Source organism: Roseibium sp. (assembly GCF_965229775.1).
Taxonomy (GTDB): domain Bacteria; phylum Pseudomonadota; class Alphaproteobacteria; order Rhizobiales; family Stappiaceae; genus Roseibium.
The window spans coordinates 5249204-5273784 of the sequence record NZ_OZ245929.1; the positions used below are offsets into that span (position 1 = coordinate 5249204).

The window sequence follows — 24581 nt, forward strand, 5'->3', positions numbered from 1 at the left end:
AACAATCTCTCCTACTCGGTGATAGGCAGAATTTCTTTCTTGCCAATGGAGAGGGGAGAGCGAAGGTCGCAATACCAGAACCCAGGGGCTGGCCAAAAGCCAAAGCTCCCGTGTTCTGGTTGCGGGGGACTTGCCGACGGAGCCGGGTGTCGCTTAGCCGCACCGCCTGCACCACTCCATCGGCCAGACAGTCTCCAACTTTTTCGGCGAATGGCGCCGCAGATCCAGGCAAGGAGCAAACCGAAGGCGAGCGCACTCGATGCTTCAGTTTCCAGAAACCTGTGGGGTCCGATCTAATCCCGTTCCTTACCCCACGATATCACTCAGGCCGAACCGGTTACCGTCATTCCTGAGTGTTTGCCGCAACGCCCGATATTTTTGCTCATCAAGCGGAATGTTTCCCGCCTCAATCGATGCGTAACGTATTGACCAGCTACACCAGGTATGACATACAACGCAAGTCTGCTTTTCGTCATATTCCCGTTCGACGAACCGGTTGCAGGCCAATCAAACCCCGGAGCAGGCTCAATCCTCCGGGGTTTTTCTTTGCCTAAAGCTCCAATCACACCTATCGAAAGTTAGTAGAAAAAAATTTCTACAATTCGCTATTGACCAATGACAATACGTTTCGTATTTTCCATACACGCTGAAGATTGAAACGATCCGAAGCGGTCACAGATTGAGCCGTACCCTACATACGAAGTCATTAAACCGCTCCTCAATTAGCGGTTCGATCTTTTTTGGGGTGGTGTGATGCGGAGCGAATTATGCAATTCGAAATGTATCGAGATGACGACGGGGTCTACACGCTGCCAGACGGTGTGTATTTCGGTCTCGACGAAGAAATCTACCACGCTGACAGTGCACTCGGATCTACGTCGGTCAAGGAACTGGCGAAGAAACCATGCAAGTGGCAGTACGACCGGATCCGAAAGCGGGGGCCAAAAGACACGTCTTTCATGATCTGGGGAAGCGCCTGGCATTGCCGCGTGCTCGAAGGCTTGGAGGCGTACCAAGAACGGTTCGCCGAGCCACCTGTCCCAGCGGACCACCCGGCAGCCTTCACGACTTCGGACTCGATCAAAAAATTCCTGCACCTGCACGGCAAAAAGCAGACAGGCGTTAAGGCGGACCTGATCGAGAGAGCGAAGGAGATTGAAGGCTGCCCGAGGTTCTTCGATGACATCCTCGCAGACTGGTACGCCGCCCACCCGGGCCACGTCTCCATCGATGCGGAGATTAAGCAGGAGATCGAAGACGCGATCGTCAACATGGAGCGCGATCCTGTCCTGTCATCGATTATGCAGGCCGGTTCCCTGATCGACGGAGCGGCGGAGCTGTCAGCGTTCTTCACCATCGAAGGCGTCCGCTGCAAGCTGCGGTTCGACTATGCAATCCCGGCAATGAAGACCCGGAACAAAGCAATCGCCGTCGACCTCAAGTCCTTCACGACCTTCAAGGGCGGAAACGACGAGGACGCGGCAATCCGCAAGGTCTACGACGAGTGCTATGACCTGCAGGCTGCACATTACCTGGACGGCCGAAAGCGGGCTCGGGACCTGATCGCTATGGGGAAGGTCTTCGGCGACGCCCCCAATAAAGAGTTCGTGGACGGGTTCTTCAACGCCAAGGATATCGATTGGGTCTGGGTCATGCTTCGACGCGATGCCGGCATGGTGCCGGTGACCCTGTCCGTCGACTCTGAGGATCCGATGCTCGTCCACGCCGGCGACATCGTAGCCGACGCCCTCGCTACCTACCGAAAATACGTCTCGGAATTTGGGCCCAACGGTTTGTGGTCCCCTCCTCCGAAGCTCCCTCTCCGGATCAACCGGTCCGTCCTTCCCAACTACAATCGCGGAGTCGCCTATGAGCAACCAGAAAACCGGTAACGCACTCGCCGTTATCGAAGACCTTCAGGGTGAGGTAGCCCCTCTCCTGGCGGAGAATAATCAAAGTTGGGATCGGCTGCGATCCACCCTCGTGATTGCGGTGCAGCAGAACGCTGACATCTTGAAATGCTCGCCCGAGTCGATCCGCAGGGAGGTGATGAAGTGTGCCTCCGACGGGCTGGTTCCAGACAACAAGCAGGCAACGCTCCTGCCCTATTGGGACAAAGACCAGAAGGTTCATGTCCTGAACTACCAGCCGATGGTTCATGGCATCATCAAGCGAATGAAAGAACTCGGTGGCGTCTTCTCGATCGTCGTCGCCCTGGTGCATGCCAAGGACCAGTTCCAGTTCGATGAAGCCGACCTCGAGTCGCTGTCCCACAAATCCAACCCCTTCGACAAGGATCGCGGCGAGATCGTCGGCGGATACTGCATCTTCCGCGACGAGAGCAACCGGGTCATTCACCGCGAAGTGATGTCGGTCGCTGACTTCGAGAAGGTTCGGCTTGCCTCCAAAGCGCCAAATAGCCCCGCTTGGAGGAACTGGTACGGAGAGATGTGCAAGAAGGCTGTTCTTCGCCGCGGTTCAAAATACATCTCCATCAACAACGACAAAATCCGCCAGCTTGTAGAGCGTCAGGACGCCTTGTTCGACTTCCGCGCCGAACAAGCCCAGCGGGAACGTGTCAATCCTTTCACTGGCGAGGTTATCGACGCAACGTCGAGCGCCCCTCAGATCGAGAACAAGCCGTCACAGCCTGCCGAGACGGGCCAGCCGAAAGCCGCCCCGAAGACCAACGGGAAGGCCGCGCCTAAGAGCCAGAAGAACGGATCCTCAGGCCAGCCTCGGCAAACCGACGCGAAGCAGGAGAAGAAGCCTGAGCAGCAGACCAAACCTGCGGCCCCTGCGAAACCTGTCATGCCTGATGTCTTCATCGACGACGAAGTGACGGAAGTTGCCAAGGACATGGCTGAGAAGATCCTCGGCATGGCGACGCTTCAGGACGCCACACCCGCCCAACGCCGGGAGCAGCTGACGAGAGCCGCCCAGGCATGGAAATCCGAAACGCCTCAGGAAATCCACGCGCTCGTCAAGTTCTGCGTCGACGCGGCGGACTACTGCATCAAGACGGACGCTGCCGGGGGCGAGTGGCTATCCGACCTGACGGTTTTCGCCATGAAGGTCGCTGAAGCCCTGGGCGTCGACAAACTCAGCATCTAACCACGGAAGGAATACGAACTTGGGAACTGAAACAGACGGCATGATTGCCAGTGTGGTGAAACTGAAGGAAGTGGAGGATGACCTGCGGGTCCTCCTCGACTTCAGGGCTTCATCCGGCGCCCTGAAACTTATGGTGAAGCCGGAAGGTGTCGACGGCGCTCCCGTCAACGCGGCCATCGCCAAGGTTTGCGAAACCTATCTCCCGCGTGAGCAGCTCCTCACAGTCCTGATTAACTGCGCAGAGAGGGAGGTCGCCTGCGCGAAGGCTGCAGTGCTCGGACAGGTGCAGTCAGGCATCGAGATGATGGCCGCTGAAAAGACAGTCAGGGCCTTCACGTCTCAGACAGTCACGCAGCTTTTTCCCGAGCCCATGGAGCCCGTCAACACCTTCGCACAGCGTGGTGACCAATGAGGATCCGGGTCATAGACTTTGAAGCAACGGATGACGACAAGGCGAAGGCGAGCGGCCGGCCGGTTGGGATCTGCGAGTTCGGCTACACCGACGTTGTCATCGGTCCGCTCGGGTCTCTCCGTATAGAGCCGACAGTCAGCTCGTTGATTAACCCCAATGTCCCGATGTCGATCGAGGCGCTGGCTGTCCATCATATCACCCCCAGCGAACTCGAAGGTGCTCCACCGCCAGACTATGCGGCCCGGTCGCTCATGGGCGGGTTGGAAGATCGAGACATGTTTGCGGCTCACAACGCTGAGTTCGAACGCCTCTTCTTCGCAGGAGGAAGTCACCGGTGGATCTGCACTTACCGTTCAGCCCGCCTTCTCCTTCCCGACGCCCCCAGGCACAGCAATCAGTACCTTCGCTACCACCTGGGCGTGGACAAGAACTTTCACGATCCGACGGCTGCCATGCCGCCGCATCGCGCCGGTCCGGACTCTTATGTGACCGCGCACATTTTGGTTGAACTCTTGAGGATGGCAGACCCCGAGAGATTAGCCTCCATAACGAGTGATCCAATCCTCTTGGAAACGGTTCCGTTCGGGCAGAACAAAGGCAAACCGTGGTCAGTCGTCAATCGCAGCTATCTCGAGTGGGTCATCAATCAGGACTTCGACCGAGATATCAAACACACGGCTAGGCATTGGCTTAGCAAATAGGAAGAATGGGCAGGACAATGACGAAGCATTTTTCGATTGATACGAACCTCCGTTCTGGTGACCACGTCCGTGTTGAAGGCGTCATCATCAGACCGGATAAGTCGGGCAGGTCAAAGTTTCTAATCGATATCCAGGGCGAAACGATCAGCCTCCCCAGCGACCGGATCCACTTGGCTAGAAGGCAGTTCATCTCTGGCGATCACGTCATGTGGGAGTACGCGGAAGGCTTCAACTATGGCAGCGTCATCTACGCGACCTTCGACACAGCCTGGGTGAAAGAGTCCGTTACAGGTGCCGAGCACCTGATCTCCAACACTGAGTTGAAACTCGTTAAGGGAGACGATGTCTCGGCAAGCTCCACCGCGTCCGCCAAAGCGTAAGCGGATCCCTGACCGGGTTAAGCTCGAGGCCGCATTGGCGCGGTTCGGACTGACAATCGATCAAGTTCAGTTCGACCACAATCCGGCACTCGAGCTTCGGGAGTGGAACCCTCTAACCGGCGACACCATCCCGCCCGCCAATGACCCGGGCTACATCGACATGCTGACGATCGCAGAGCACAAGACCAAGACATTTGGCCCCGGTGGTGAGAAGCGGATCACCACTGCCGGCTCCGACGTCAACAAGATCCACAAGCTCAGGCGGCTTCAACAGTCACAAAAGGACTTTCAGGCCGCAGTGTTGAGGAAAGGCGACGACGAAGAAACAAAGCCGAAAAAAAGGTCGAGTTTCCCTAGCCGTCCATTCCCGAAACGCACCAAATCGAAGAAGTAGTCATGAAAATTATGACCAGTCGAACTCCGTGCGCAATCAGACAATACGTTTCGTATTGCCTCCATGCCGCATTGGATTTCCACGCTACAGCTACCCGCCCATGGCGCACATGCTGTATCGCCTCCACTCAAGAAATGGGGGGCGGCATATGAGATGGGCCCCACAACAGGAGACCGCGCTGCAGCGGATCTCTCAATGGCTGAAGTCTGGCGACAAGCCATTCTTCTATCTCGGGGGATACGCAGGGACGGGCAAGACCACGCTCGCTGTCTCGTTCTCCGAAATGATTGACGGAGACGCGGCATTCTCAGCTTTCACCGGCAAGGCTGCGAGTGTCCTTGAGCGCAAGTCAGGCGTCCCGACCAGGACAATCCACAGTACCATTTACGACGTGAAGCGGAAGAAAAGCACCGGCGAACTGCAGACGAAGCTCAAGAGCAAGCAGGAGCTTGGTCCCACGCAGCTGATCGTGATCGACGAATGTTCGATGGTCGACGACAAGGTTGGGCAAGATCTCCTGTCTTACGGCATCCCCGTCCTGGTTCTGGGTGATCCCGCGCAGCTGTCACCGATCAACGGGCAAGGTTTCTTCACTCGTGGAGAGCCGGATTTCATGCTGACGGACGTCCACCGGCAGGCCGAGGAAAGCCCGATCATTCGTGTGGCAACACAGATCCGAAATGGAGACTTCTGCGCCGTTCCGATGAGCGAGCCAGGCTTCACGATGGGCAAGAAGGTGGATGTGGATCCCGAGAGAGTGAAGCGGGCTGGCGCTCTTATCTGCGGCAAGAACGACACCCGCATCAACCTCAACAAGTGGATGCGTGGTCAGCTCGGGTTCCGTGGAACCTACCCGATCAAAGGGGAGACGCTGATCTGCCTCCGAAACAACCACCCGATGGGGATTTCGAACGGGCAAACATTCAGCGTCGTCCGATCGGCAAACAACCACAAGGACCTGCCTGGCACGCTCCGATACTTCCTCTCGGATGAAGCGGACGATCAGTCCGAGACTGTTTATGTCGACATCCCCACGCAGTTTTTCGAGGACGAGGTATCTGCGGCGCGGAACAAGGACTGGTGGCCAGCGAAATACCACCACTTCACGTATGGCTATGCCCTCACCTGTCACAAAAGCCAAGGCTCGCAATGGGACAACGTCTGCGTCTTTGACGAGTCCTGGGTGTTCGCCGACCAGCAGCGGGAGTGGCTCTACACGGCGGTCACTCGAGCAGCCAAAACCCTGACCCTCATTTACTAGGACACCACCATGACCAGCAAAAAAGCGAAGGTCTATCTCTCTCTACTCACGCTCATAAACGTCGGCTGCGTTGTCGCATATCAGGGACTGAACGGGATCATCAAGGTGGTGATCATTGTTGCCGCTATCGCCGCGCTCTCCATGGCATTCGCGAGCTTAATTCGGGCGAAAGAGACAGCAAAAAAACCGGAACCGTTCGAGGACGCCGGCGACTACGGCGATCAGTAGGCGCGGCTCCTGACGAGACCGCATGACACCCGACAAACTCAGGAATACCAACATGAAAAACTCCGAAAACAACGTGATTGATCAGCACATCGGCAACAAGATCCGGCAGGCCCGGGGCGTAGCAAAGATATCCCAGACTGCTCTCGCCAATGCACTCGGCATCACGTTCCAGCAGGTTCAGAAGTACGAGAAAGGTACAAATCGCGTGGCCTCGTCGACCCTTCTACGTATCTGTGAGGCGACTGGCCTGCACTTCTCCTTCTTCCTCGTCGATGCGCCCAACTGCAACCTTCCGGACGAGAACTCACAAGACGAACTGGCGATCGGCAAGGCTCTTACGTCACCCGGCGCTCGTGACGTTTTGCTGGCCTACGCCAACTCGGATCGTGTCGTTCAGGACGCGATTCGCACACTTGCCACCCAAAAGGCATGAGGTCGACACATGATGAGCGAAAATGCGGACGCAACGGATATCATGATCGCAACCAACGTGAGTGCTTTCCGACGGAAACGAAAGGTGCAGTCCAAAGATCTCGCTGACTACGTCGGGATCTCTGCCAACACGATGTGTCGCTACGAAAATGCGCAGACCCGGATCCCCCCGAGCGTTCTGCTCAGGATCGCAGACGCACTTTCAGTACCCGTCGCAGCGTTTTTTCGACGCGATGGGGAAGAACTGGACAGTGCTTTGTCGGTGAACGGCTCCGAGGCTCTCGTCCTCGCCTTCAGCCGCTGTCCCCTGGAAGTACGGAATGCCCTCCTCCGCACTGCTCAGTTGTGGGCCGGCAAGACCGTCATCAGCGCAGGGCGATAGCCCCTTCTCCCCTTCTTCAACACCGATTGGAATGCACCATGTCGCCGAAAATTCTGGAAGCTATCAAAGAAACACCGTCCATGGTTTTCACGGACCCAAAGGTCACAATTGAAGCCATTCTTGCGGAGCTACGTGAGGCCAACAAAGACGAGCCGATTGATCTCGGTACCGCCAAGGGGCGGAAGGCCATTCGCAGCCGCGCTCTCCGTATCTCGAACCTAAAAGTCAGCATCGACGATGCGGGCAAGAAACTGACAGAGGACTGGCGGAAGCGCACCTCTGAGGTGAACGAGATCCGCGCCGACGCCAAGGCGAAGCTTGACGCTCTTCGCGATGAAATCCGGAAACCGGCTGACGATTGGGAGAAGCAGGAAGAGGCCCGGATTGCGGAACACCGCGCCACTATGGAGCGCATCACCGAACTGAGCCAGATCTCGATTGAGGATACCTCGGAGCAAGTCCAAATGCGCATGGACAAGATCCGCGAGATCGACGTTTCGAAGACAGGCATGCAGGAGTTCAGCGACATCGCCATGGACCGAGTGTCTGGGGCGCTGACAACAATGCAGGATGCACTCGATCGCATCCTGATCAATGAGCGGCAGGCAGCGGAACTTGCCGAGCTGCGTCGCCTGGAAGAAGAGCGGCGAGCGGATGAAGAACGGGCCAACGCGGAGCGGGTTGCAGCTGAACGGGCCGCCGAGGAGGAGCGGGAAAGGGAGAAGCGGGAGGCCGAGGCTGCCGCGCAGAAGAAGATCGATGATGAAAGGCGGGAGCGCGAGATAGCCGAAGCCGCCGCGGCCGCCGCTGAGGAGGCCCGCAAAGAGGCAGAAGCAAAACTCGAATGGGAACTGGCTGAAGCCGCCCGAAAGGCTGAGGAGAAGGCCGCTGAAGAGGCCGCCGAGCGTGCCCGCCAGGAAGAGGCCGAGGCAGCCAAAGCCAGGGACAAGAAGCACAGGGAGAAGATCCACGGTGAGATCGTCGAGGCTTTTGTTGCTGGTGCCGGCCTCGACCAAAGCCAAGCCGAGCAAGTCATCCGCACGATCGCAGATGGCGAGATACCGCACCTCCTCATCGCATACTGAGGAGGAACGAGGTCCACGATCTCTTCACTTGCCGTGCCCCTGTCCGGGGCGCGGCGCCCCCCACCCAAACAGCTCAAGGCAGAATGTGCGGGAACTCAGCCTGCCCGCCCATGGCTGAAGCCCTGGTATCCGCGAACTGCGGAGACCTCAGGGTCGTTGAGGCCGCTCACGCGGCATGAACTAAACCACCAACCATCGAAAGGGAAAATATCGATGAAACACGAGTTCAAATTCAATCTGTCGCAACAGGTAACGATCGATGTCTCGGGCGAGACCGGGACGGTTATTGCCGCTGCGGTGCATGAGCAGTGCGAAGACCAATTCAACATCCGGTACCGCGCTGCAGATGGTCGAGCAGTTGAGACCTGGTGGAGCGAGTCCGCTCTGTCTGCCGCTTAACCCAATATGGGGCACCTAAGCGGCAACCAGGTGGCGTGGCTGTTCATTGGCATCCCCGCTGTCATCGCTTGGTTGGGAGCTGGCCTCGGCTGGCTCCTGGCCCCTCACCTTCTCACCGACCCCGCACCGCTCCTGTGGGCCATGTATGCAGCTGGTGGCTGGTACGGCCTTTTGATCGTGGTCTTCGGCGGTTGGATGGGAGGCCTCTTACTCGGATCCATCATGTAAAGGCATCGCAATGATATCTCAGGATTTCCAGAAACGTGTTCATCCCTGGCTTCTGCACTGCTTCGGTGAGGAGATCACGATGGACCTGACCGAAAGAAACCATCGCTTCCTCGAAGAGGCGATCGAACTGGTCCAGTCGACTGGCTGTACCAGGTCCGAAGCACACCAGCTTGTCGACTACGTGTATGATCGACCAACCGGGCGCCCTCACCAAGAGGCTGGCGGCGTCATGGTGACACTTGCCGCTCTCTGTATCGCTGCCGGCCTGAACATGCATGCGGCGGGCGTTGATGAACTCGCACGGAATTGGGCAAACTCGGACAAGATCAGGAAGAAGCAAGCTTCGAAACCCAAGCACTCCCCGCTTCCCCAGCATGTCGAGGAAAAACCGCAAGGACAGTCACGAATGCCGGTGGAGGTCCAGGGCACTCAGTTGTTGTCTGAAGGCGTCGACCACATAGCCTGGGAGCGCCATCACCACTTGGATTTCCTCGGCTTCGGACCGGAGCGAGATGACAAATACACCGATCGCCAGCTTGCGAAGGCCGCGCTCTGCTATCTCACGCACGCAGCATATCCGGACAAGCTCAGGGACTCATTGACGTTCGTTCCCGCCGAGTGGCCATGGGATCCTATCTGGTGGAAACCACAATCCCGCATTGATGACCTCATCCGCGCCGGATCTCTCATCGCCGCGGAGATTGATCGGATCAAACGGCTCGAAAGGAGGAACTGATTATGGGGGATAAAATTGCCGAACTGAAACAGCAGCTCGAAAATGTGCAGAAACAAAGTCGCGCCATACAGCAGCAGATCATCGAGGCCACGAAGGAAGAGGAGGCCGCTCGGCTCGCTCCCCTCCGTGAGACAGCTGAACGTGCTCACCGGCTCCTGTGTCCCCACAATCACACCGATGGGTGCTCTTGGGAGTACGAAGCCGGCTCTGCAAGCCATTGGGATTGCGACGCCCACAAACGCTGGCTCGGCTACGTCGACAGGATGGTGACCGGGAACTCTTACCACCCGGCCTTCACCAACCTTGAAGAACTCAACATCGTCCTTGACGCGATCGAGGACATCAAACCGAAGGTCCCGACCGCGCTCAAGATCCTGCGCACGGGGTTCACACAATGAAGAATTGGACACCCAAGAGAGCGGCCACCGCCGCACGCACCCGAATCGCCAGGATCGACAAGCTCGTTCTGGAAATTGCCGACCTCTACGGCGATGTCTTTCAGCCTGTCGTGACCAGCTGCGACATGGTCCGGAGGGAGCTTGACCATATCCGCGAAACCGTAGCCGAAGCCGAAGAAGCAGGAGCAACGCTTTGACCCAGGTGGAGAAGCAGCCGCAGGAGCGACACACCAAATTCTTTCGGGCCGTCGTGGCACTCGCCCGAGAACACAATATGAGCCGCCTGACCTTGAAGTTCGGTGACGCCATCGGGCTCAAAGGACTTGAAGGCGGGTACCTGGATTTCACAGGAACTTGGACCGAGGGCCGTCACGGAGATAAGGCGAGGATGCGGCTTGAATGGGCAGCCAGCGTCAGCCTTCCCGAAGAGGAACCAGTAGAGGAGCAAAGATCCGATGATTGACCATATGATAGCCCCGCCCCCGCTGGCGGACGCCGAACAGCTGCAGCTCTGCAATTTCCTTCTGGCCCTGGCAGCGGATAGTGGCCTGTCCTTCACCTACACCAACTATCGCGGCGAGACATCTCAACGTCGGGTGAAACCGCTCCACCTCTGGCACGGATCAACCGAGCATCACCCGAAGCCGACACTCCTGCTTTGCGGCCTGGACCTCGATAAGAACGCAGAGCGCGACTTCAAGCTTACCGACATCGACATGTCGACGATGCGCCGAACTGATGCAAAGGAGCAAAACGAGAGATGAGCGTTGCAGAAAATATTTCGGCTGAGTCTGCCGTTCAGCCGATCTTTTGCCGCACCACCAGAGCCAAAAAGGTGTTCGATGTTTCGATAACGACGCTCTATCGGTGGGCAGCGAAGGGTCACATCAAGATCCATAAGCGCTCAGGCATGAGCTTCGTGCGGATCAAGGAAGTGGAGGACTACATCGCCAATACCATGGAGTGACTGTGGGGTCAGATGTGGGGTTGGCGACCGACCAAAAAGAAAAGGCCCTGAAAAATCAGGGCCTTAATCTTATCAAATGGTGCGGTCGAGAAGACTCGAACTTCCACGGGTTTTACCCCACAGCGACCTCAACGCTGCGCGTCTACCAATTCCGCCACGACCGCATATTCGATTTTTCCCGCGCCGTTCGGCGTCGAGGCGCTTCGTGTAGCAAAAGGATTTTGGGGGCGCAAGAGCAGATTTTGCAATAATTCACAGAGGCGGGAATTTTCTTCACGATGCCGCTAAAGCGGCCCGTCCGTCCGCATCGGGCGAATCTCCGGCGGGCGCATCAGCACTTCGGTGATCGAGATCCCGATCCGCTCGCCGAGAAGAACGACCTGCCCGCGGGCAACCAGCGTGTTGTTGGCGTAGATCTTGACGTCGTCGTCCTCGCTCACGTCGAGATCGATGACCGCGCCGCGGCCCATACGCAACAGCTGGTGAACCGGCATTTCACTTTCGCCAAGCACGACGGAAATATCGACTTTGATTTCGTCAAAGGTGGTCATCGGACGTCAAGATCCTTAAATAGGGCGAACCCGCAAGCGTTGCACCTTACCATGCCCCGGCCAGCCAGCTCAAAAAACAAAGAACTGTCATCCACATGTCACCTGCCGAAAGAGACACGCTTTCCCTGAGTTTTCTGCCGATTCCGGGGTCGAAACCGGTGGAATGGAAGATATCGGATGACCTGGTCGACTACGAGACCGCGCTTCTGGAAATGGACGAACGCGTCAAGAGAATCATTTCCGGAGAGGCAAGCGAACTGGTCTGGCTGCTTGAGCACCCCCCGCTCTACACCGCCGGCACAAGTGCCGACGACAGCGATCTTGTCGCGCCCGACCGGTTCCCGGTCTACCGGACGGGACGCGGCGGACAGCACACCTATCACGGCCCCGGCCAGCGCGTCGCCTACGTCATGCTGGATCTGAAACGGCGCCAGCAGGATGTCAGGGCGTTCGTCTCCGCGCTCGAGGCCTGGCTGATCAACGCACTCTGGCACTACCACATTCGCGGCGAACGCCGCGAGGACCGGGTCGGTGTCTGGGTCCGCCGGCCCGAACGGGGAGACACGGTCGAGGACAAGATCGCCGCGATCGGTATAAGGCTGCGCAAATGGGTGACCTTTCACGGCATCAGCTTCAACGTGGAACCGGACCTGGAGCATTTTTCCGGCATTGTGCCCTGCGGCGTCACCGAACATGGCGTGACCAGCCTCGTCGATCTCGGCATTCCGGTGAGCATGGCGGAAAACGACAGCGTCCTGCGCGCCGAGTTTGAAAAAATCTTCGGCCCGGTCGCCTGACCGCGCCACCAACTGTCTCACTCAGCCGCGTTGCACGCTTCGACAAAGGTTTTCAACTTGTCACGACCGCCGGGTTGCCAGCCGAGCCGGCGGAGTTTGGACGTATCCATGACACCCGGCCGAGACGCGGCCCTGGCCGGCAATGCGCCGGCCAATCCGGAACTCTCTGAAAAGAGCGTCAGCAGATCGCGCCGGTCAAGCAGAAGATCGGATACGTTGAAGACATCGAACCCGTGTTTGGCGGTCCGAAGCACGAGCGAAACGGCAGCCGCCAGATCATCGCCATGAACCTCTGATCCACAGCGGGGCTCTGTCTCAGCGCCTGACCGAAACCCCTCGAACAATCCGGTCCACTTGTGAGTGGTCAGTCCGGGAGGCATCCCGTAGACGCCGGTGGCGCGCAGCGCGGCACCGCAGAACTGCGCATCGCACAGCGCTTCCAGGCTGCGCTCTCCCTCACGTTTCACCTCTCCGTAAAGGCTGTCCGGTCTCGGATCGTCTGTTTCACGCAGCGTTTCACCGCGCCGCGTGTCGCCGTAGACCGCGCGGCTCGACAGGAACACCACCTTTCGGCATCCCGTATCTTTCGCGGCCCGGAACAGGGCACCGGTACCCGCGACATTCAGTTTGCGGAACCGGTCCGGGTCATCGCCTTCCCCACCCCGGAACCTGCCGGGCACATGGTTGAACGCGCAGTGAACCAGCGCATCGGCGTCCGGCAAACGGGGCGGCGCCCCGGACAGGTCGAACCGGGCAAAGTCAAGCGCCGTGCCGTCCGGAGGCGTCCGGCCCAGTGCCGTCACATGATTGCCCTCGCCTGCAAGGTGCCGGCTCAGAAAGCGGCCGATCGTGCCGCTCGCGCCCGTTATCAGTATTCGCATTCACGATGCCCGTTGATCTGCCCACTCTGCCGGCCCGGCAAGGCGGGTCGTGTCGTCCGGAATGCCGTTGCCGGTCGCGAAGGCCTGCCAGAGGTCCATCAGCGGGCGGAGCCGTTCGCTTTTCTCGTGCCCGGCCTGCCAGGGCTTCTCGTACTGGTAATGCAGGATGTGGATCTGTTGCCAGTCCCAGAGGTCCGGCAGGTTGAACCAGACATATTGCAGCATGTTGTAGAAGACCGGCAGCCCGTGCCAATGCGGGAAAAAGGTCTCCAGGAATGTCTGGTCCGTCCGCCGCCAGAACGCGTCCGGAGTATCGAGCGCCTCTAACATGCCGGCAAACGTTGCCGTGTTCGGACGCGCCGTGAAGACGCCGCTATTCAGTCGATGAAAATCGGCGAGGCTTTCATAGACGTTCGGCGCCGCACAGAATTCGGGGTAATCGAACAGCCGGTCGCAATTCTGCAGAACCAGTGCATCCGCATCGACAAAGACGACCCGGTCGTAGTCGGTGAGTTGCCACAAGCGCAGCTTGACGAAATTGTCGAGCGGTGTGTGAAAGACGGGTTTTCCCCCTTTCGTGAAAGGCGCGGCCTCGTGAAGCCGTCCGCGTTCGTGCCGCTCATTGAAGGCCGCAGACGTCTCAAGGCGCCGGCACCGCGCGAGGCGCGGCTTGAAGGCTCTGAGGATCTCCAGGTCTTCATCGTCAACACCCGGGGTGCAAAGCACGACCAGATCGGCTGCAGTTCCCGTCCGCCGCAAGGATCGCAGCAGCGCCGATGCGCCCAGAACATAGTCGCGGTTGGCCACAAGCGTCACATAGGCAACGCTCGATCCGGCGGGACGGTCGAAAATCGGCCAATCACGCATGGCTGGCCTCAGGAAACCGACTTCAGGCGGGGATGCTCGGGATCATGTTCGATGTCAGCCGCGATGTCCCGTGTCCAGGCGGACACCGCCGGAACGCGGCTCCGGTCGACCCGGTAGGCGAACGCCTTGGCGACATCGACAACCTCTTCAAGCAGACCGTCTTCCAGCCGGATCGGATCGAGACCCAGCTCCAGGAACTGCTTGTTCTCCACGACAAGATCGTTTTCGGCCGCTTCCTTGCGCGGGTTCGGCAGATAGGCGACTTTCGCGCCGGTCAGCCTCGAGATCAGCTCGGCGAGATCGCGGACGCGGTGCGTTTCCGTCATCTGATTGAAAACCTTGACCCTGTCCCCGTTCTGCGGTGCGTTCTGCAATGCCAGCTCGATGCAGCGCACGGAATCCTGGATGTGGATGAAGGCACGGGTCTGCCCGCCGGTTCCGTGAACGGTAAGCGGATAGCCGATCGCCGCCTGAATGAGAAACCGGTTCAGCACGGTGCCGTAGTCGCCGTCATAATCGAACCGGTTGATCAGCTGCTTGTGCCGCCGGGTCTGGTCCGTATGCGTTCCCCAGACGATCCCCTGGTGCAGATCGGTGATCCTGAGACCGTCGTTCTTGGCGTAGAACTGGAACAGCAGCTGATCGAGACACTTTGTCATGTGATAGATCGAGCCGGGATTGGCCGGGTAGAGGATCTGCTGGTTTGCGGTCGCTCCGGCAAGTGTCTCGACGCCGACGTCGAGATACCCTTCCGGGATCGCCGCGCCGACATTCGAATAGCCGTAAACGCCCATGGTCCCGAGATGAACGAGATGTGCGTCGAGTTCGAGTTCGACCATGGCATTGAGCAAGTGATGGGTCGCGTTGACGTTGTTGCTGACCGTGTAGTTCTTGTGCTGGTCCGACTTCATCGAATAGGGCGCGGCACGCTGCTCGGCAAAATGAATGATGGCATCCGGGCGGTTGTCCGACAGCCAGGCCTTGAAGACTTCGTAGTGCTCTGCAATGTCGATCAGATGGAACTGGATCGTGTTGCCGGTTTCCTGCTTCCAGATACGCGTGCGCTCCTGGATGGAGTCCATCGGCGTCAGCGACTGGACCCCGAGTTCCGCGTCGATCCAGCGGCGGCTCAGGTTGTCGATGATGTGGACATCATGGCCGAGATTGGACAGGTGCAGGGATGTGGGCCAGCCAACGAATCCGTCGCCGCCGAGTATCGCGATTTTCACAGGAAGTCTCCCTTGTCCGACAACCGTACGACCTGCCGCCGATGTCTGATTGTTTCATATGAAAGACCAGATCATTGCGATGATTCAGTGACATTTCAACGTTGAATTTTGAAATTGATATATAAACACAGGTTTTCTGCGGGCAGCTACGCAGTTTCCCGGATCTCGAACTCGCCCGTGAGCGGCGTGTCCGACGGGGTCTGGGCTACCGCCCTCACCCTGGCGAACGCCGGGCCTCTCCAGAGGTGTTCAAGCATGTCCGAAACGGTGTCGGACGGACCGGAAAAGGTGGCCTCGACCGCTCCTGATTTCAGATTGCGGACCCAACCTGAAAGACGTCTCTCGACCGCAGCGTCCGCACACCAGCCGCGATAGCCGACGCCCTGGACGCGGCCTTCGACAACGACATGAACGGTTGTGATCTCGGACATGGATTTTCTCCGTGCGGAACCTCCAGGTGATGGACCCATAAATGAGACTGAAATGGCATGCGAAATGGCGAGGCCCCGTCAGGAAGGGTGTGCGGAGCGGGCTTCCTGCCCGGTCAAGCACGCTGACGCCACGGGGTGAAGCCATTTCCATGTCCTTCGGATTTGACCGGATTGCGCCTCCCCGGCGTCGCGAAAGGCTTGAAAATGAACCACATTTCCTGCACTTCCGCTCCTTGAGGAGAAGCAATCCGCCTCAAACCATTTCCGCCTCATTTATGGGTCCATCACCTAGTCACCTGAATCTGAAGTTCGTCTCATTGTGCAGCAGGCTTCGAACGAACTTCAGGTTCAAGAAGGTGACTAGCAAGTCTATGTTTCTAGTGCGGTTTACGAATTTGAAGTTCGCTTCGGAGACTGCTGCAGCAATGATGCGAACTTCAAATTCACCGCACTAGCGTAACGCAATGGAAGCGGCGTCGAAAGCACCTGGTGGCAGGACTTTCGGCGCCGACGCCACGGGACGGGTATCACCCGGCCACGATCCGCGTGATCTTGTGAGCTTCCCACTCGCCGGGCGGCTCGAGCTTCTTGATCAGGTTGGCAAGAACCGTGTCGGGCACGGCATCCGGCCGGTTCCTGTTCTGCTCAAAGAGCGTGCGCCGCGAAGGTTCGAGGTAGGCAATCTCGATGAACGCATCGTAGTCCCGGAACAATCTCAAGGGCTTGCCCCGCAACTGTTCTGAGATGTTTGTGGCGTTCCAGACGAAGTCCTGCTTCCGGCGGAGGTGATCGCGCGCCAACTCGTAGGCAGCCTGGATGACCCGTCCCTGGTTTCCGGTCGCCCGTTCGCCGATGCTCTCGCGCACGGCATCAAGGCTCACCACGGGAAGGTCGGGCCGGTGACGCGCAATCCACGTGTCCTTCCCCGCTCCCGGCAGTCCGGACATCAACGTGACCTTGCAGCGGAAGTCCTCATGCGCCGCAAAATACGGGTCCCTGTCCGTCCTTTCGAAAAAGCCGACACGGCTTTCGTCATTGGCAAACGCAAACGGCGCGTGCAGGCATCCGGTGTCTTCAAACACCTGCCGGGCCACCTCGACATTGTCGAGGATTGCCTGCTGATCGGCACAGATGCGGCCCGCCGCGTCGGCCCTGGCGTGCGTGCACAGAAGGTCCGGCAAACACCTGAGGGAGGTTCTGATGGCCTGCCGTTTGTAATCCTCGCGCTCAATCAGCCAGAACGGGATCTGATGACACAGGATCAGGCCACAGACCGATTCGCGCCAGTCATACGGGGCACCGGCATCCCACAAGAGCTGCCTGGCAATGGACGCACCGACGCGGGAATGACCGCGCGACGTCACGCGGCCATCCTCCTCGTGTTTCGTCGTTGCCGGCTTTCCAACGTCGTGCAGCACCGCCGCCCAGAAAAGGCGCGATCTGTTTTCGTCCTCCGCTCCGCGCCAGGACGGCGAGGCAACAAGTGCGTCGACAACCATGCGCGTATGCGTTCCGGCATCCCCTTCCCCGTGATGGATCGGATCCTGCGGACACATGTCCAGTGCGCCGAGTTCGGGCCACAGGGGCCAGATGCCCTCCCAGTCCACATGCCAGTCAGGCGCTGATGGAACCAGGACGAGAAGCCGCGCGAAGCCGCCGGTTTCGGTTCTCTCAGGTCTCATCGTATGCCCCCTTCACACCGAGGACCGGGGCAAAAATATCCACCCCGTCTGCAAGTTGATTGGGCAGGATCGGACGCGAATGCCAGTGGCTGTCGGCCTCTGTCAGGGTCTGGATGAAACCGGCCCGCACATATTTGAACCGGTCGATCACGCTCGTCCCGTCCTCCAGCTTGATATAGAGGCCTTCGCTGAGGTCCGTATCCTCGGTCTGCCGTTCCACCATCTCCGGCCGGTTCCCGGACGCTTCCGCTGCCTGCATCAGGGCCTGCCTCCAGTCCGCAGACTTGTAGAGGGAGGTCGTGACCAGCGCGTCGACATGGCGATGCGATGGCAGGTCACCCTCGTGGAGAACCGGCACCGGCATGACGGGCAGCCCGCCGAGAATTTGGCGGCGCTGCGCGGTGCTCAGAAAATGGCCGTCCTCCTTGTCGAAAAGATCGAATTCGAGGAAGTAATGCGGCAGGGCGTCATAGAAACTGGTGTGTTTCGCATACAGCCACTCCCCGTACATGATGTACCGGCTCCCAAGCACTTCGCGTAGGGAATTGGCATGGACGGATGACCAGGTCTTCAGGAGATCGAAGTGCCGTTCCCTGTAGCCTCCGGTGAGAAAATGGCCACGGCTCTGCAGCCGCACGTCTCCCGCATCGCTGAAGGAGATGGCGCAATTGGCACCGTCGATCTTTTCTTCAACCACCAGGGGGTGCCCCACCAGTTCGGCCAAGGGCTTGTCATCTCCCAGGTCACCGGACTGAAGGCGGGACCCCTCAAGGTGCCGCGTACGCGGATATTTCATGAGTTCCATGATGTCGCTCGTTGTTCATCGGAGCAAAGACCGGCATCCGGACAGCCGGAAGCTGCCCGTCATCCTGAAAAGAATGACATCAGGGACGCAGGTCGTATGTGTCCGAAATTACAGAAAGGCCCGTTTCCCGCTTCGGGAACCGGCTTGTTTTCAGTAATGCTTACGAGCGTGCTACATCGTTTTCTCGGAATAAACGGGTTTCTGAAAGATCCGACGTATACCTCACCCTACGTCAGCTTGAAACCGGAAACCGGCATTTCCATTCAGATTGATGCCCGTTGATGAATTTGCGCAACAGACGAAATGACAGGTCAATGCCTGTTCCCTATGCGCCCGCCCCCAGGAAGGTCGATATGTCTGCCGGTTTTTCTGCCACCAGAACCGGGCGCTCCGCTTCCAGTTCTTCCCGGCTGCCGTACCCCCACAAGACGCCGATACCGGCCACCCCGTTCGCATTCGCTCCGATCAAATCGTGCTTGCGGTCGCCGATCATCACGGTTTCATTGGCCGACAGGCCTTCTTCTTCAAGGATATGGGCAATCAGCTCCGCTTTCCGTGACCGTTGTCCGTCGAGTTCGGACCCGTAGACCTTGCCGAAATGCGGCATCATTTCAAAGTGGTCGACGATCTTGCCCGCATAGGCGTGCGGCTTCGACGTGCATACGTGAAGATCAAGCGCTGCGGTGCCGAGCGAGGCCAGGACATCGGGAATGCCGTCGATCAGCGTGTTCTCGTAAAGGCCGGTCACGGTATAGCGCTCGCGGTAATGCGCCACCGCCAGATCGAGATCGGAGCGGTCGGAAGTGTTCAGGAGAACCTCGAAACTGTCCCAGAGCGGTGGCCCGATGCACCAGTGGAGATCCTTCCCGTCAGGCACATCAGCGCCCATCTTTTCCAGTGCATGCTGGATCGAACGGGTAATTCCCTCAAACGGATCGGTCAGTGTCCCGTCCAGGTCGAACAGTACTGTCGTGAATGACATGGGGCCTCGAAGGTCTCAATGAAAACAGCCCGGAACGGATATGTTCCGGGCTGTCTGATTACGTTTGCAAGTTAGGGTCAGGACTCATTAATTTGGATGAATTGGTAGGAATGAATTTGTTCGGATACGAGGCGCAAAGCTGCAGGAAACCGTCCGGTTTCCAAAGATTTGCAACGACGTTGCCGGGCAAATTCATCCTATCCCTCCGGGACGCAAAAACGGCTTCGATCTGCACCGTCAAACCGCTCAACCGGGCGGGAAGCCCGCTTGTCGCGCTTTTCCTTGCAGCTCATCGCCGTTTGCTGCGCCAATTCATCCTAATTAATCAGTCCTGACCCTAGACCGTGTCAATCGGCGCGCTCAGGAAAACTCCATGATCACGGCATCGACCGCAAGACTGTCGCCGGGCGCAGCCTTGATTGCGGAGACGACACAATCGCGCTCGGCGCGCAGAACGTTCTCCATCTTCATCGCCTCAACGACGGCAAGCTGTTCGCCGGCCTTGATTTCCTGGCCCTCGGTGACGGCAATGGACACCACGAGACCGGGCATCGGACATAGCAGCATCTTGGACGTGTCCGGCGGCAGTTTCTCCGGCATCAGGGCATCCAGTTCCGCGACCCGCGGCGTCATTACCTTCGCAAGGACCGAATAGCCCTGCCAGTCGAGGCGGTAGCCACCCGTGACTGCTCTGATCTGGACCGTGACGCTGTCGGAACCGACCTTGCCGGACCACAGGACATCGCCCGGGCTCCAGTCGGATTCGACGCTCATGATCGGACCGTCGCCGATGGCGACATCCAGTTCCACCGGTGTTCCTGGATATCCGGCGGCAATGCGGATCGGCACATAGGTCTTGTCGAGCTTGACGACCCAGTCTTCGCGCATTTCGCCGGAATGCGGACGCAGGCGTCCGGGCAGATGGTCCAGACGTTCGCGTCCCAGCGCAGCCATGGAGAGCGCCACGGCGGCAAGCACCGAATAGGCAGCGTCATCCGGGACCGCCGGAGAGAAACCGTCCGGGTATTCATCCGCGATGAAGCTCGTCGCCAGCTCACCGGAGCGCCAGCGCGGGTGGTTCATCAAGGCTGTCAGGAACGGAACGTTGTGCTGGATTCCGTCGACATAAAACGCATCCAGAGCCGTACTCATGGCGTCGATCGCCTCGGCGCGGCTCGGTGCGTGGGTGATCAGTTTCGCGATCATCGGGTCGTAGAACATAGAGATCTCGGATCCCTCGACCACGCCCGTGTCGTTGCGCACCGTCACACCGTCGCTCGCGACTTCCTCGGGCGGCTGGTAGCGCACGAGACGTCCGATGGAAGGCAGGAAGTTGCGATAGGGATCTTCCGCATAAATCCTGCTTTCGACGGACCAGCCGTTTAGCTTGACGTCATCCTGGGCAATCGAGAGCTCTTCTCCGGCCGCAACGCGGATCATCTGCTCCACCAGATCGACACCGGTGATGAGCTCGGTGACCGGATGCTCCACCTGCAGGCGGGTGTTCATTTCCAGAAAGAAGAAGCTTTTGTCCTGACCGGCAACGAATTCGACCGTTCCGGCACTGTCATAGTCGACCGCCTTTGCCAGCGCGACCGCCTGCTCCCCCATTTTCCGCCGTGTTTCCTCGTCGAGGAGCGGCGACGGTGCTTCCTCGATGACCTTTTGGTTGCGGCGCTGGATCGAGCATTCCCGCTCACCGAGATAGATGGCGTTGCCGTGCTTGTCACCGAGTACCTGGATTTCGATGTGGCGCGGGTTTTCGATGAATTTCTCCACGAACACACGGTCATCACCGAACGAAGAGGCTGCCTCCGACTTGGAGCGGTCATAGCCGTCGCGCACTTCCTCGGCGTTCCAGGCAATGCGCATGCCCTTTCCCCCGCCTCCGGCCGACGCCTTGATCATCACCGGATAGCCGATGTCCGCAGCAATTTCGACAGCCTGTTCCGCCGTTTCGATGACGCCGAGATATCCCGGAACGGTGCTGACCTTCGCATCGTTGGCGAACTTCTTGGATTCGATCTTGTCGCCCATCGCCTCAATGGCGCGCGGGTTGGGGCCGATCCAGACAATGCCTTCCTTCTTGAGGGCCTCGGGAAAACTCGCGCGCTCGGAGAGAAAGCCGTAGCCCGGGTGCACCGCTTCTGCGCCGGTCTGCTTGCAGGCGGCAATGATCTTGTCCGCAATCAGATAGGATTCGGCTGCCGCGGCGGGACCGATGTGAACGGCTTCGTCGGCCATCTCGACATGCAACGCGTCCCGGTCCGCATCCGAGTAGACCGCGACGGTCTTGATCCCCATGCGGCGGGCGGTCTTCATGACCCTGCAGGCGATTTCACCCCTGTTGGCGACGAGAATTTTCGAGAACATGCATTTCCACCCAACTGGATTGTTTCCATGGTTTTAGGCCCCGTGCTGCGGCGGCGCAACTTAGCCAAAGGGCGAGCGGTCGCTACCGAGTGACACCGGACTTAACGCCGGGTTACCGACGCAGCGCCCGGATCTATTGTCAGCATTACGTAAAGTTAAAGGTTTTCCCTGATAATTTGACCAATAGTGGGGTACCGACATGAAACATCTCTTTGCATTTTTCTTCCTGGCTCTGTCAGCACCGATAGGTGCGCAGGCTGAAACAATCGGCAAATGGCATAGCGGTGATGTCAACGGTTTCACGCGCTATTGGACCACCAACGATGTCGGGTCGAACTTCGTGGTCTGGTGTCATCCCAAAAGACAGGTCAACGGCACGTTGCTGCAGTTTGAGATTGAGGGCAGAATGCCGCCGCCAAACAGCCGTGTACGCGTAATCCTCGATTCCAGCGTTTTGGACGTGCCTGTCAACGAGCATGGCTACATCGGTACCGGATGCCCGGCCTGCTCGGACAGCTTCGGATACATCTGGCACAAGATTCGCTCATCCCGCACTCTGGCGATCAAGTACCCGGACGATACCTATGCCGGTTTCTCGCTTAAGGGCGCGCTGAATGTGCTCCCCGGGAATGTCTGCCCGACCGACTGGGAAAAGAGAAAAGCCAACTCGTAGCCGCCTCAGGAGATCTTCCCGGCACGAATTGCCGAGACATCGCGCCCTCTGCCGCGCGAACCTGACGCTGGTGCATCAGGGCGTTAAATGGCATTTTATGTGCCGACGGTCACACTGGTTGCAAACCGCCTGCCGCAAGATGGGGGTTCAACGGACCATGAGACGCCAGTCACCAATGGAGGCAGATATGAACAATCGTCGTCTTGCAATCGCGGCCATCTTGCTCGGCAGCATTTTCTGGACGTCAGCCGCGCAGGCCCGGCCGGACCTGCGCCAGATGAGCTGCCGGCAGGCTCAGAACATGGTCAAGCAGCACGGTTCGGTCGTCTTCACGACGGGCCGCCACACCTACTCCATGTTCGTCTCGAACCGCAGCTTCTGCGACTATAACCAGGAACTGTTCGTCCAGTATGGACCGACAAAGGACAACCGCAAGTGTCCGGTCGCCTACGAATGCAGGGAACCGCTCTTCCCGCGCGGCGGGTTCAACCGCTGGGACTGAGCCGGTCGGGGACGGATTGTCCGGCCCGCGTCGCAATCACCTCGTCAGAGCGGAATATTGTCGTGTTTCTTCCAGGGCAGATCCGCCTGCTTTGACCTGAGCAAGGCCAGCGCCTTCGCGACGCGGCGCCGGGTGGAATGGGGCCTGATCACGTCGTCGATATAGCCACGCTCCGCGGCAACGAACGGATTTGCAAAACGGTCTTCGTAGTCCTTCGTGCGCTTTGCGATCTTGTCCGCATCGCCCAGTTCGGTGCGGTAGAGGATTTCCACAGCCCCCTTCGCCCCCATGACCGCGATTTCCGCGCTCGGCCACGCGTAGTTGATGTCGCCTCGAATGTGTTTCGAACTCATCACGTCGTAGGCGCCGCCATAGGCCTTGCGGGTGATCACCGTGATCTTTGGAACGGTTGCTTCGGCATAGGCAAACAGCAGCTTCGCCCCGTGCTTGATCAGCCCGCCATATTCCTGCGCCGTGCCGGGCAGGAAACCCGGGACGTCGACAAAGGTGACGATCGGGATGTTGAAGCAGTCGCAGAACCGGACGAAACGCGCCGCCTTGCGGCTTGCATCCGAATCCAGAACGCCCGCAAGCACCATCGGCTGGTTGGCAACGATCCCGACGGAACGTCCCTCGATCCGGCCGAACCCCGTCAGAATATTGCCGGCAAAACCCTTCTGGATTTCGAAGAAATCGCCCTCATCGACCGTCTTCAGCACAAGCTCGCGCATGTCGTATGGTTTGTTCGGATTGTCCGGCACGAGCGTGTCGAGGCTTGTGTCGATCCGGTCCGGATCGTCGTAATTCGTCAGTTCCGGCAGATCGGCCTGGTTGTTCATCGGCAGGAAGTCGATAAGCCGGCGCATTTCCGACAGGGCTTCCACGTCGTTGTCGAACGCGCCGTCGGCGATGGACGATTTTGTCGTGTGGATCGAGGCTCCGCCCAATTCTTCGGCCGTGACCGTTTCGTTGGTTACCGTCTTGACCACGTCCGGACCCGTGACGAACATGTAGGACGTGTCGCGCACCATGAAGATGAAATCGGTCATCGCCGGCGAATAGACATCGCCGCCGGCACAAGGTCCCATGATCAACGAGATCTGCGGGATGACGCCTGATGCGAGCACATTGCGCTGGAACACTTCTCCATACCCGCCAAGCGCCGCGACACCTTCCTGGATGCGGGCGCCGCCGGCATCGAAGAGACCGATGATCGGCGCGCGGTTCTGCAGGGCCATGTCCTGGAGCTTGGTGATCTTTTCGGCATGCGCTTCGGAAAGCGAGCCGCCGAAAACGGTGAAGTCCTTGGAAAAAACGTAAATGGTCCGGCCGTTGACCGTCCCCCACCCGGTAACCACCCCGTCGCCCGGGATGTGTTGCGCCTCCATGCCGAACTCGGTGCAGCGGTGCTGCTTGAACATGTCGAATTCTTCAAAAGAGCCCTCGTCCAGGAGAACCTCGATACGCTCGCGAGCGGTGAGCTTGCCCTTCGAGTGCTGCGAGTCGATCCGGCGTTGACCGCCCCCGAGTCGGGCCGTCTCGCGGCGTTGTTCCAATTCGGCCAGCACTTCTTTCATCAGGTCCTCCCGGTCCGCGTTTCCATGAGGCCGTACCATGTTCCGTGCACAAGGCAAAGTCAGCATATGGGCTTAAGGAAACCGCCGATGGCGCTTTTCGGCGCTGCTCAGACT

The 24581-nt window shown here is 58.8% G+C and carries 31 protein-coding genes and 1 tRNA gene; 21 read left to right on the forward strand and 11 right to left on the reverse strand.

What is annotated here, in order from left to right:
* Positions 1–767 precede the first annotated feature (767 nt).
* The 18 genes from ACO07N_RS23785 (at position 768) to ACO07N_RS23870 (ending at position 11117) form a co-directional block, all read left to right on the forward strand.
* The gene (locus ACO07N_RS23785; protein ID WP_421983399.1) at positions 768–1892 is read left to right on the forward strand and encodes a hypothetical protein; all 1125 of its coding nucleotides are present in this window, start codon (positions 768–770) and stop codon (positions 1890–1892) included.
* Positions 1870–3114, forward strand: a complete 1245-nt coding sequence (locus tag ACO07N_RS23790) for a recombinase RecT (protein WP_421983400.1) — start codon at positions 1870–1872, stop codon at positions 3112–3114. Before ACO07N_RS23785 ends, ACO07N_RS23790 begins: the two co-directional genes overlap by 23 nt.
* A gap of 19 nt (positions 3115–3133) precedes the next feature.
* A complete protein-coding gene (locus tag ACO07N_RS23795) occupies positions 3134–3526 on the forward strand; it encodes a hypothetical protein (RefSeq protein ID WP_421983401.1) in 393 nt (130 codons plus the stop codon).
* Complete coding sequence (locus ACO07N_RS23800; RefSeq protein WP_421983402.1) at positions 3523–4227, forward strand: exonuclease domain-containing protein; 705 nt, start codon at positions 3523–3525, stop codon at positions 4225–4227. Before ACO07N_RS23795 ends, ACO07N_RS23800 begins: the two co-directional genes overlap by 4 nt.
* Positions 4228–4244: 17 nt before the next feature.
* A complete protein-coding gene (locus tag ACO07N_RS23805) occupies positions 4245–4607 on the forward strand; it encodes a hypothetical protein (RefSeq protein ID WP_421983403.1) in 363 nt (120 codons plus the stop codon).
* 34 nt (positions 4608–4641) lie between these two features.
* Positions 4642–5001, forward strand: a complete 360-nt coding sequence (locus ACO07N_RS23810; RefSeq protein ID WP_421983404.1) for a hypothetical protein — start codon at positions 4642–4644, stop codon at positions 4999–5001.
* Positions 5002–5149: 148 nt separating this feature from the next.
* The gene (locus ACO07N_RS23815) at positions 5150–6262 is read left to right on the forward strand and encodes an ATP-dependent DNA helicase (RefSeq protein ID WP_421983405.1); all 1113 of its coding nucleotides are present in this window, start codon (positions 5150–5152) and stop codon (positions 6260–6262) included.
* 9 nt (positions 6263–6271) lie between these two features.
* Positions 6272–6490 (forward strand): hypothetical protein, encoded by a 219-nt coding sequence (locus ACO07N_RS23820; RefSeq protein ID WP_421983406.1) that lies wholly within the window; start codon positions 6272–6274, stop codon positions 6488–6490.
* Between the two features lie 22 nt (positions 6491–6512).
* A complete protein-coding gene (locus ACO07N_RS23825) occupies positions 6513–6923 on the forward strand; it encodes a helix-turn-helix domain-containing protein (RefSeq protein WP_421983407.1) in 411 nt (136 codons plus the stop codon).
* 9 nt (positions 6924–6932) lie between these two features.
* Positions 6933–7304 (forward strand): helix-turn-helix domain-containing protein, encoded by a 372-nt coding sequence (locus tag ACO07N_RS23830; protein WP_421983408.1) that lies wholly within the window; start codon positions 6933–6935, stop codon positions 7302–7304.
* Positions 7305–7342: 38 nt separating this feature from the next.
* Complete coding sequence (locus ACO07N_RS23835; RefSeq protein ID WP_421983409.1) at positions 7343–8389, forward strand: hypothetical protein; 1047 nt, start codon at positions 7343–7345, stop codon at positions 8387–8389.
* Positions 8390–8602: 213 nt separating this feature from the next.
* Positions 8603–8788 (forward strand): hypothetical protein, encoded by a 186-nt coding sequence (locus ACO07N_RS23840; protein WP_421983410.1) that lies wholly within the window; start codon positions 8603–8605, stop codon positions 8786–8788.
* Positions 8789–9095: 307 nt separating this feature from the next.
* Positions 9096–9752, forward strand: a complete 657-nt coding sequence (locus ACO07N_RS23845) for a hypothetical protein (protein ID WP_421983411.1) — start codon at positions 9096–9098, stop codon at positions 9750–9752.
* A gap of 2 nt (positions 9753–9754) precedes the next feature.
* Positions 9755–10150: a hypothetical protein gene (locus tag ACO07N_RS23850; protein WP_421983412.1), complete on the forward strand. Its 396-nt coding sequence runs from the start codon at positions 9755–9757 to the stop codon at positions 10148–10150.
* The gene (locus tag ACO07N_RS23855; RefSeq protein ID WP_421983413.1) at positions 10147–10347 is read left to right on the forward strand and encodes a hypothetical protein; all 201 of its coding nucleotides are present in this window, start codon (positions 10147–10149) and stop codon (positions 10345–10347) included. Before ACO07N_RS23850 ends, ACO07N_RS23855 begins: the two co-directional genes overlap by 4 nt.
* Positions 10344–10613, forward strand: coding sequence for a hypothetical protein (locus ACO07N_RS23860; protein ID WP_421983414.1), 270 nt, complete (start codon positions 10344–10346; stop codon positions 10611–10613). Before ACO07N_RS23855 ends, ACO07N_RS23860 begins: the two co-directional genes overlap by 4 nt.
* Positions 10606–10914: a hypothetical protein gene (locus ACO07N_RS23865; protein WP_421983415.1), complete on the forward strand. Its 309-nt coding sequence runs from the start codon at positions 10606–10608 to the stop codon at positions 10912–10914. The genes ACO07N_RS23860 and ACO07N_RS23865 overlap by 8 nt, the downstream gene beginning before the upstream one ends.
* Positions 10911–11117 (forward strand): helix-turn-helix domain-containing protein, encoded by a 207-nt coding sequence (locus tag ACO07N_RS23870; RefSeq protein ID WP_421983416.1) that lies wholly within the window; start codon positions 10911–10913, stop codon positions 11115–11117. Before ACO07N_RS23865 ends, ACO07N_RS23870 begins: the two co-directional genes overlap by 4 nt.
* Before the next feature lie 77 nt (positions 11118–11194).
* Here ACO07N_RS23870 and ACO07N_RS23875 read toward each other — a convergent pair.
* Positions 11195–11281: transfer RNA gene (locus ACO07N_RS23875), tRNA-Leu, on the reverse strand.
* Between the two features lie 120 nt (positions 11282–11401).
* Positions 11402–11668, reverse strand: a complete 267-nt coding sequence (locus tag ACO07N_RS23880) for a FliM/FliN family flagellar motor switch protein (protein ID WP_306143867.1) — start codon at positions 11666–11668, stop codon at positions 11402–11404.
* A gap of 95 nt (positions 11669–11763) precedes the next feature.
* Here ACO07N_RS23880 and lipB point away from each other — a divergent pair, with 95 nt between their 5' ends.
* Positions 11764–12465 carry a lipoyl(octanoyl) transferase LipB gene (lipB, locus tag ACO07N_RS23885; protein ID WP_421983417.1) on the forward strand — a complete coding sequence of 234 codons (702 nt, stop codon included), beginning with the start codon at positions 11764–11766 and terminating at the stop codon, positions 12463–12465.
* Between the two features lie 17 nt (positions 12466–12482).
* Here the strand turns inward: lipB and ACO07N_RS23890 are convergent, their stop codons facing one another.
* The 8 genes from ACO07N_RS23890 to ACO07N_RS23925 form a co-directional block, all read right to left on the reverse strand.
* Entirely contained in the window at positions 12483–13346 is an 864-nt protein-coding gene (locus ACO07N_RS23890; RefSeq protein WP_421983418.1) for an NAD-dependent epimerase/dehydratase family protein, read from the reverse strand.
* Positions 13347–14213, reverse strand: a complete 867-nt coding sequence (locus ACO07N_RS23895; RefSeq protein WP_421983419.1) for a glycosyltransferase — start codon at positions 14211–14213, stop codon at positions 13347–13349.
* 8 nt (positions 14214–14221) lie between these two features.
* Positions 14222–15442, reverse strand: coding sequence for an NAD-dependent epimerase/dehydratase family protein (locus ACO07N_RS23900; protein WP_421983420.1), 1221 nt, complete (start codon positions 15440–15442; stop codon positions 14222–14224).
* Between the two features lie 146 nt (positions 15443–15588).
* Complete coding sequence (locus ACO07N_RS23905; RefSeq protein ID WP_421983421.1) at positions 15589–15873, reverse strand: acylphosphatase; 285 nt, start codon at positions 15871–15873, stop codon at positions 15589–15591.
* A gap of 527 nt (positions 15874–16400) precedes the next feature.
* Complete coding sequence (locus tag ACO07N_RS23910) at positions 16401–17555, reverse strand: AAA family ATPase (protein ID WP_421983422.1); 1155 nt, start codon at positions 17553–17555, stop codon at positions 16401–16403.
* The gene (locus tag ACO07N_RS23915; protein ID WP_421983423.1) at positions 17545–18360 is read right to left on the reverse strand and encodes an RNA ligase family protein; all 816 of its coding nucleotides are present in this window, start codon (positions 18358–18360) and stop codon (positions 17545–17547) included. Before ACO07N_RS23915 ends, ACO07N_RS23910 begins: the two co-directional genes overlap by 11 nt.
* Before the next feature lie 325 nt (positions 18361–18685).
* Positions 18686–19342, reverse strand: coding sequence for an HAD family hydrolase (locus ACO07N_RS23920; protein ID WP_421983424.1), 657 nt, complete (start codon positions 19340–19342; stop codon positions 18686–18688).
* A gap of 360 nt (positions 19343–19702) precedes the next feature.
* Positions 19703–21715 (reverse strand): acetyl-CoA carboxylase biotin carboxylase subunit, encoded by a 2013-nt coding sequence (locus tag ACO07N_RS23925; protein WP_421983425.1) that lies wholly within the window; start codon positions 21713–21715, stop codon positions 19703–19705.
* 199 nt (positions 21716–21914) lie between these two features.
* On the opposite strand from ACO07N_RS23925, the gene ACO07N_RS23930 reads away from it, so the two are divergent.
* Together ACO07N_RS23930 and ACO07N_RS23935 are read left to right on the forward strand one after the other, a co-directional pair.
* Complete coding sequence (locus ACO07N_RS23930) at positions 21915–22388, forward strand: hypothetical protein (protein WP_421983426.1); 474 nt, start codon at positions 21915–21917, stop codon at positions 22386–22388.
* Between the two features lie 187 nt (positions 22389–22575).
* Complete coding sequence (locus ACO07N_RS23935) at positions 22576–22890, forward strand: hypothetical protein (protein ID WP_421983427.1); 315 nt, start codon at positions 22576–22578, stop codon at positions 22888–22890.
* Positions 22891–22934: 44 nt separating this feature from the next.
* Here the strand turns inward: ACO07N_RS23935 and ACO07N_RS23940 are convergent, their stop codons facing one another.
* Positions 22935–24467 carry an acyl-CoA carboxylase subunit beta gene (locus tag ACO07N_RS23940; protein WP_421983428.1) on the reverse strand — a complete coding sequence of 511 codons (1533 nt, stop codon included), beginning with the start codon at positions 24465–24467 and terminating at the stop codon, positions 22935–22937.
* Positions 24468–24581 lie beyond the last annotated feature (114 nt).